The organism is Mesorhizobium sp. M7A.F.Ca.CA.004.06.1.1 (assembly GCF_003999135.1).
In the GTDB taxonomy this organism is placed as follows: Bacteria; Pseudomonadota; Alphaproteobacteria; order Rhizobiales; family Rhizobiaceae; genus Mesorhizobium.
This window is the reverse complement of the sequence record NZ_RZPQ01000282.1, coordinates 1-6,700: the sequence shown is the minus strand read 5'-3', so window position 1 is coordinate 6,700 and position 6,700 is coordinate 1. Positions and strand designations below refer to the sequence as shown.

Sequence of the window (6,700 nt, the reverse complement as noted above, 5' to 3'; positions counted from 1 at the left end):
GCGGCAAGCCGCGTCTTCATCGCCGGGATCAGCGTCATACCGCCCGAAAGCAGCTTGGCGTCGCCGGTCTTGATCAGCTTGGCGGCATCGGCGACCGAGGCGGCGCGATGATAGTTGACTGCGTACATTTGTCTTTCTCCCCTGGGTGAAAGAGCGAGCAGGAAGTAGCGAACATTCTCTTCCCTATTCGCTACCCCTATTCGCCATTCGCGTTCAATGTTTCGTCGCGCGGATCGCGGCCCACACGGTGGACGGCGAAGCCGGCATGGCAAGATCGTTGCTGCCGATGGCGTCGGTGATAGCGTTGATCACCGCCGGCGGCGAGCCGATCGCGCCGGCCTCGCCGCAACCCTTGATCCCCAACGGATTGCCCGGGCAAGGCGTGTTCGAGGTCGAGACCTTGAACGACGGCAGATCGCCGGCGCGCGGCATGGTGTAGTCCATGTAGCTCGCGGTCAGCAATTGTCCGCTGTTGTCGTAATGGGCGCCTTCGAGCAGTGCCTGGCCAATGCCTTGCGCCAGCCCGCCATGCACCTGGCCCTCGACGATCATCGGATTGATGATGTTGCCGAAATCGTCGGCGGCGACGAACTGGACGATCTCGGTCACGCCGGTTTCCGGGTCGACCTCGACCTCGCAGATATAGCAGCCCGCCGGGAAGGTGAAATTCGACGGATCGTAGAACGCCGTCTCCTTGAGCCCGGGCTCCATGCCGCCCGGCAGGTTGTGGGCAGTGTAGGCGGCCAGCGCCATCTGGAACCACGGCACGTTCTTGTCGGTGCCGGCCACCTTCAGCGCGCCGTTCTCGATGATGATGTCGCCTTCGTCGGCCTCGAGCAGGTGCGCCGCGATCTTCTTGGCCTTGGCCTCTACCTTGTCGAGCGCCTTGACGATGGCTGACATCCCGACCGCACCCGAGCGCGAGCCATAGGTGCCCATGCCCATCTGCACCTTGTCGGTATCGCCATGCACGATCGAGACCGAATCGAGCGGCACGCCGAAGCGCTCATTGACCAGTTGCGCGAAGGTCGTCTCATGGCCCTGGCCGTGGCTGTGAGAGCCGGTCAGCACCTCGATCGTGCCGACCGCGTTGACGCGCACTTCCGCCGATTCCCAAAGGCCGACACCGGCGCCGAGCGAGCCGACGGCCGCAGACGGCGCGATGCCGCAGGCCTCGATGTAGCAGCTCATGCCGATGCCGCGCAGCAGCCCCTTGTTGGCGGCGGCGGCCTTGCGCTTGGCGAAGCCGGCATAATCCGACGCCTGCATTGCCGCATCGAGCGAAGCGGCATAGTCGCCGGCGTCATAGCACATGATGACCGGCGTCTGATGCGGAAACGAGGTGACGAAGTTCTTGCGCCGCAACTCAGCCGGCGAAACGCCGAACTGGCGGGCCGCCGTCTCCATCATACGCTCCATGACGAAGGTCGCTTCCGGCCGCCCTGCCCCGCGATAGGCATCGACGGGCGCGGTGTTGGTGTAGATCGCCTTCACATTGGCGTGGATGGCCGGGATGTTGTACTGGCCCGACAGCAGAGTCGCATAGAGATAGGTCGGCGTCGCCGATGAAAACAGCGACATGTAGGCGCCGAGATTGGCTTGGGTTTCCACCTTCAGGCCGAGGATCCTGTGGTCCTTGTCGAAGGCCATTTCAGCATGGGTGTGATGGTCGCGGCCATGCGCATCGGTCAGAAAACTCTCGGTCCGGTCGGCCACCCATTTGACCGGCACGCCGGTCTTCTTCGACGCCCACAGGCAGACGATCTCTTCGGGATAGATGTAGATCTTCGAGCCGAAGCCGCCGCCGACATCGGGCGCGATCACGCGCAGCTTGTTTTCCGGCGCGACATTGTAGAAGGCGCTCATCACCAGCCGCGCCACATGCGGGTTCTGCGAGGTCGTCCAGCAGGTATAGTGATCCTCGGCCTTGTCGTAATGGCCAAGTGCGGCGCGCGGCTCCATGGCATTGGGCACCAGCCGGTTGTTGATGATGTCCATCTTGACGACATGGGCTGCCTTCCCGAAAGCCGCCGCGGTGTCGTCGGCATTGCCGATGTCCCAGTCGAAGATCAGATTGTTGTCCGCTTCGGGGTGGATTTGCGGCGCACCCTTGTCCATCGCCTTGGAGGCATCGACGACGGCCTTCAGCTCCTTGTAGGTGATCTCGACCGCCTCGGCGGCGTCGCGCGCCTGCCCCTTGGTCTCGGCGACGACGATGACGACGGCGTCGCCGACATAACGGACCCGGTCGAAGGCGAGTGGCGACCACGCTCCCATCTTCATCGGCGAGCCGTCCTTGGAGTGGATCATCCAACCGCAGATGAGATTGCCGATGCCGTCGGCCTTGAGTTCCTTGCCGGTCAGCACGCCGATGACGCCGGGCATGCCTTGGGCCTTCTTCACATCGATCTTCTTGATCTGCGCATGCGCGTGCGGACTGCGCACAAAGGCGGCGTGCTTCATGCCGGGAACCACCATGTCGTCGACATAGCGGCCGGCGCCCGTGATGAACCGTTTGTCTTCCTTGCGCGCGACCCGAGCGCCAACACCTTCAATGCCCATCAGAAATTCCTCCGGAATTATGGGAGTAGGGCAGTAGGGAGTAAGGGACTAGGGAAAAAGGGCCTCGTTGCGTTGGCCTTTTTGCCCTACTCCCCTACTGCCCTACTCCCTTATTCCCTTGCCTAAGCAGCTTGTCTCGCCTTACCCTTGGACCCCTTCATCGTCGTCGATGCGGCGAGGATCGCCTTGACGATGTTGTGGTAGCCGGTGCAGCGGCAGATGTTGCCGTCGAGCTCGGCACGCACCGTCGCCTCGTCGAGCCCTTCGGGGTGGCGGCTGATCATGTCGGTCGCCGTCATGATCATGCCCGGCGTGCAGAAGCCGCATTGCAGCCCGTGATGTTCCTTGAAGGCGGCCTGCACCGGATGCAGGTCGGCGCCATTGGCCAGGCCCTCGATCGTCAGCACGGTGGAGCCGGAGGCCTGCACCGCGAGCATCGTACAGGATTTGACCGCCTTGCCATCGACGTGGACGACGCAGGCACCGCATTGCGAGGTGTCGCAACCGACATGCGTGCCGGTAAGGCCGAGATTTTCCCGCAGGAAGTGAACCAGAAGTGTTCGGTCCTCGGCAGCACCGCTGACCCGCTTTCCGTTCACCATCAACGAAACGTCCGACATGGTCCCTCCCTGGGTATCAACCTTGGTATCCACGCTGCCGACGCGGTATTCGCGCTTCGGTGGTGCATTATTCGTACACCGCACATCGGACAAAAAACAGCACGTCGCAAACGCGGAACATTGTACTTTCGGTCATGGCCGCGCCCAAACATGCGGTGCCGGTGGCCCCATTGCCAAACCGCCGATTGAAGGCAACAATGTCGGTCGACGCCCGCGCGCCAGAAGCATTTAAAAACAGCCGCGCACAAAAAAGCGTCGGAGGAAATGCGGAGAACATCGCTGGCCAATTCACAGACGCGCTATGCATGCGGCCTGTCGGCGCTCACTACGGACGAGCCCGACATGGAGGCGTTCGCCAAGGCGATCGCACTGGAAGCAGCCGCCATCGACGCAGGCTTTGCCCTGCTGTTCTTTTCCCAGAGCCTGGTCGAAGCCAGCGCCCTTTCCCAGGCGCTCATGACCCACGCACCGGCGCTCCACCACGCCGGCTGTTCGACTGCCGGCGAGATCACGCCGCAAGGTCTCGAGGATGGCCATGTGCTGGCCATGCTGCTTCCGTCCACCGCGTTCACCGCCGTCAGCGTGATGGTCGAAAATCTGTCCTCGTCGGGTATGGACAGGATCACCGGCGAGGTGGAGACCCTGCGGCGATCGCTGCGCGCGCGCCCTGGTTGCGATCGGACCAAAGGCACTTTCGCGCTCTGCTTCATCGACGGGCTCTCTTATGCCGAAGAAGCGGTGAGTTCAGCCATCCACTGGGGCCTCGACGACATTCCGCTGCTTGGCGGCTCCGCCGGCGACGATCTGAAATTCGAGACGACGCGCCTGATCTCGAACGGCAAGGTCACCTCCGACAGCGCCATCATCGTGCTGATATCGACCGAAATTCCCTTCCATGTCTTCAAGACCGACAATTTCGTTCCCACCGATGAAAAACTGGTGGTGACGGCTTCCGATCCCGATCACCGCATCGTGCGCGAGTTCAATGCCACCAATGCGGCGCAGGAATATTCCGCGTCCGTCGGCATCGTCGCGCAGATGCTGACGCCACTGAGCTTCGCCTCGCATCCCGTGGTGGTGAAGGTGGGCGGCCAATATTATTGCCGGTCGATCCAGAAGATGCATGCCGACGGCTCGCTGTCGTTCTTCTGCGCCATAGACGATGGCGTTGTGCTGTCGATCGCTCAACCCAAGGACATGGTCGAATCGACGCGCGCCGCCCTGCGCGATGTCGAGGAGAGGCTTGGCGGTATCGACATGATCCTCGGCTTCGACTGCGTGCTGCGCCGGCTGGACGCGCGCAATCGGCAGGTATTTCGCGAGATCTCGGAACTCTACCGGGTCAACAATGTCATCGGCTTCGGCACCTATGGCGAACAGTACCGGTCGATGCATCTGAACCAGACTTTCACCGGCATCGCCTTTGGCGAGCGCCAGGCGGCGGAATAGGACGGCGCAAACAAGATGCCGCTGAGGGACATAAACGATCTTGAAAAGCTGAAGAAGATCAACGCGGCACTGGTCAGCCGCGTCGAGCGCTCTATGGACCAGCAAGGCAACGCCTTTTCGCTGTTCCAGACCGCGATCTCGCTGGAAAACCGGGTGCGCACCCGCACCGAGGAACTGCACTCGACCTTGCGCCGGCTGGAGCAGTCGAACATCGACCTCAGCGCCGCCAAGGAAAACGCCGAACTGGCGAACCTGTCGAAAACCCGTTTCCTCGCCGCTGCCAGCCACGACGTGCTGCAGCCGCTGAACGCGGCCCATCTCTCGGTTTCGGCGCTCGCCGAAGTTCAGACCAGTGACGAGGGCAAGAAACTGGTGCGGCAGGTCGAGCGCTCGCTGGAGACGATGGAGGACCTGCTTAGAACCCTGCTCGACATCTCAAAGCTCGATGCCGGCGTGGTGCAGCCCGACATAGGCGACGTCAGCCTGGAGGCGCTGTTCTCGTCGCTCCGCTCGGATTTCCTGCCGGTGGCGGAGATGAAAGGCCTGTCGCTGAAATTCCGGCCGGTCCACGCCGTGGTCCGCTCCGACCGCACGCTGCTGCGCCGCATCCTGCAGAACATTCTTTCCAACGCGCTGGGCTATACACGCTCGGGCGGCGTGCTTGTCGGCACCAGACATCGCGGCGACACCATCCGCATCGACGTCGCCGATACGGGCTGCGGCATTCCCGACGACCAGCGCGAGGCGGTGTTCGAGGAATTCCATCGCGGCACCTCGCCGGCCAATGCCGAACTGGACGGTGGCGGTCTCGGGCTCGGGCTCGCCATCGTGCGCCGCATGGCCAGCGCGCTCGGCCATCCCGTGACATTCTCGTCGAAGGTCGGACGCGGCACGATCTTCCACATCGATGTTCCGGTCGGCATCGGTGCGCCAGCCGATGCCATCGCCAGCGTTGCCGACATGGAACGGCCGCGCGGCTATGGCCTGTTCGGCACCAAGGTGCTGCTGGTCGAGAACGATATCGAGGTGCTGCAGGCCATGACCTTCCTGCTCGAACGCTGGCAATGCCTGGTGCGGGCCGCGACCTCGACCGACGATGCGCTCGACATGCTTGGCGACACCGACTGGGTGCCCGACATCGTCATTGCCGACCAGCATCTCGACGGCGGCGATCTCGGTACCACGACCATCGCTGAAGTCCGCGACTATCTCGGCCGCGCCGTGCCGGCGCTGATCGTCACCGCCGACAGTTCGGAAGCAGTCGCCAAAGCCGCCCGCTCCGGCGGCATCGAACTGATGCGCAAGCCGCTGAAACCGGCACAACTAAGGGCGCTGCTGGCGCATTTGCTGGCTTAGCTGGTCATTTATCTCCAGAGGGCCGAGCGCAGCAAAGCTCAAAATCCCGCCTGGTCCCGAAACAGCTCCGCATTGTCCAGCTTCGACACCTCGATCACCGCCTGCGTGCGGCTATAGACATTGAGCTTGCGCAATATCTCCGAGACATGCGCCTTCACAGTCGTCTCGCCCACCTGCAGCTCGTAGGCGATCTGCTTGTTGAGGAGACCCTGGCGCAGCATCTGCAGCACGCGCAATTGCTGCGGCGTCAGCGTCGACAGGCGCTGCACCATGTCGGCGCGGTCGACGCTTTCGGCGTCCGGCGTGCGGCCTTCATAGGTTTCCGGCACATAGATCGCGCCTTCCATCACCGAGCGTATGGCGGCGGCGAGGTCGCTCTTGCGCGCCGATTTCGGGATGAAGCCGGCAGCGCCGTAGGACAGCGCCTCAGAAATGATCTTCGGCTCCTCATAGCCTGAGACGATGACCACGGGCAGGCGCGGATAGCGGGTCCGGAGTTGCAGCAGCCCGTCAAAACCGTGCACGTCGGGCATCGAGAGGTCGAGAAGCGCGAGGTCGAACGGCTTGGCATCGGCCAGAAGATCGAGCGCCTCGGTGATCGAGCGCGCCTCCACCGTGTCGACTTCCGGATAGGCCATCTGCACGGCGCTGTGCAGCGCCTCGCGAAACAGCGGATGGTCGTCGATGATCAGGAACCGGGCGCGCTCGTGGGT

The 6,700-nt window shown here is 63.0% G+C and carries 5 protein-coding genes and 1 pseudogene; 2 read left to right on the top strand and 4 right to left on the bottom strand.

Annotated features, from left to right (window positions below; all coding sequences use genetic code 11):
• The 3 genes and pseudogenes from EN906_RS17790 to EN906_RS17780 form a co-directional block, all read right to left on the bottom strand.
• A pseudogene (locus tag EN906_RS17790) lies at window positions 1-128 on the bottom strand (FAD binding domain-containing protein); the annotation flags it as partial.
• An 85-nt stretch (window positions 129-213) separates the two neighbouring features.
• Window positions 214-2,562, bottom strand: a complete 2,349-nt coding sequence (locus tag EN906_RS17785; RefSeq protein ID WP_127276722.1) for a xanthine dehydrogenase family protein molybdopterin-binding subunit — start codon at window positions 2,560-2,562, stop codon at window positions 214-216.
• A gap of 122 nt (window positions 2,563-2,684) precedes the next feature.
• Entirely contained in the window at window positions 2,685-3,182 is a 498-nt protein-coding gene (locus EN906_RS17780) for a (2Fe-2S)-binding protein (RefSeq protein WP_127272058.1), read from the bottom strand.
• 264 nt (window positions 3,183-3,446) lie between these two features.
• Between EN906_RS17780 and EN906_RS17775 the strand changes: the two genes are divergently transcribed.
• Complete coding sequence (locus EN906_RS17775) at window positions 3,447-4,631, top strand: FIST signal transduction protein (protein WP_127270230.1); 1,185 nt, start codon at window positions 3,447-3,449, stop codon at window positions 4,629-4,631.
• Between the two features lie 15 nt (window positions 4,632-4,646).
• Window positions 4,647-5,987: a hybrid sensor histidine kinase/response regulator gene (locus tag EN906_RS17770; RefSeq protein ID WP_127270232.1), complete on the top strand. Its 1,341-nt coding sequence runs from the start codon at window positions 4,647-4,649 to the stop codon at window positions 5,985-5,987.
• Window positions 5,988-6,025: 38 nt separating this feature from the next.
• On the opposite strand, the gene EN906_RS17765 is transcribed toward EN906_RS17770, so the two are convergent.
• Window positions 6,026-6,700 (bottom strand): response regulator transcription factor (locus tag EN906_RS17765; RefSeq protein WP_245484288.1); only part of this gene is annotated, 675 nt, incomplete at its 5' end.

Bases quoted from the DNA above. Each gene is read 5' to 3' on its own strand.
- EN906_RS17780 (WP_127272058.1), bottom strand. From the start codon at position 3,182: ATGTCGGACGTTTCGTTGATGGTGAACGGAAAGCGGGTCAGCGGTGCT.
- EN906_RS17785 (WP_127276722.1), bottom strand. From the start codon at position 2,562: ATGGGCATTGAAGGTGTTGGCGCTCGGGTCGCGCGCAAGGAAGACAAA.
- EN906_RS17775 (WP_127270230.1), top strand. From the start codon at position 3,447: ATGCGGAGAACATCGCTGGCCAATTCACAGACGCGCTATGCATGCGGC.
- EN906_RS17770 (WP_127270232.1), top strand. From the start codon at position 4,647: ATGCCGCTGAGGGACATAAACGATCTTGAAAAGCTGAAGAAGATCAAC.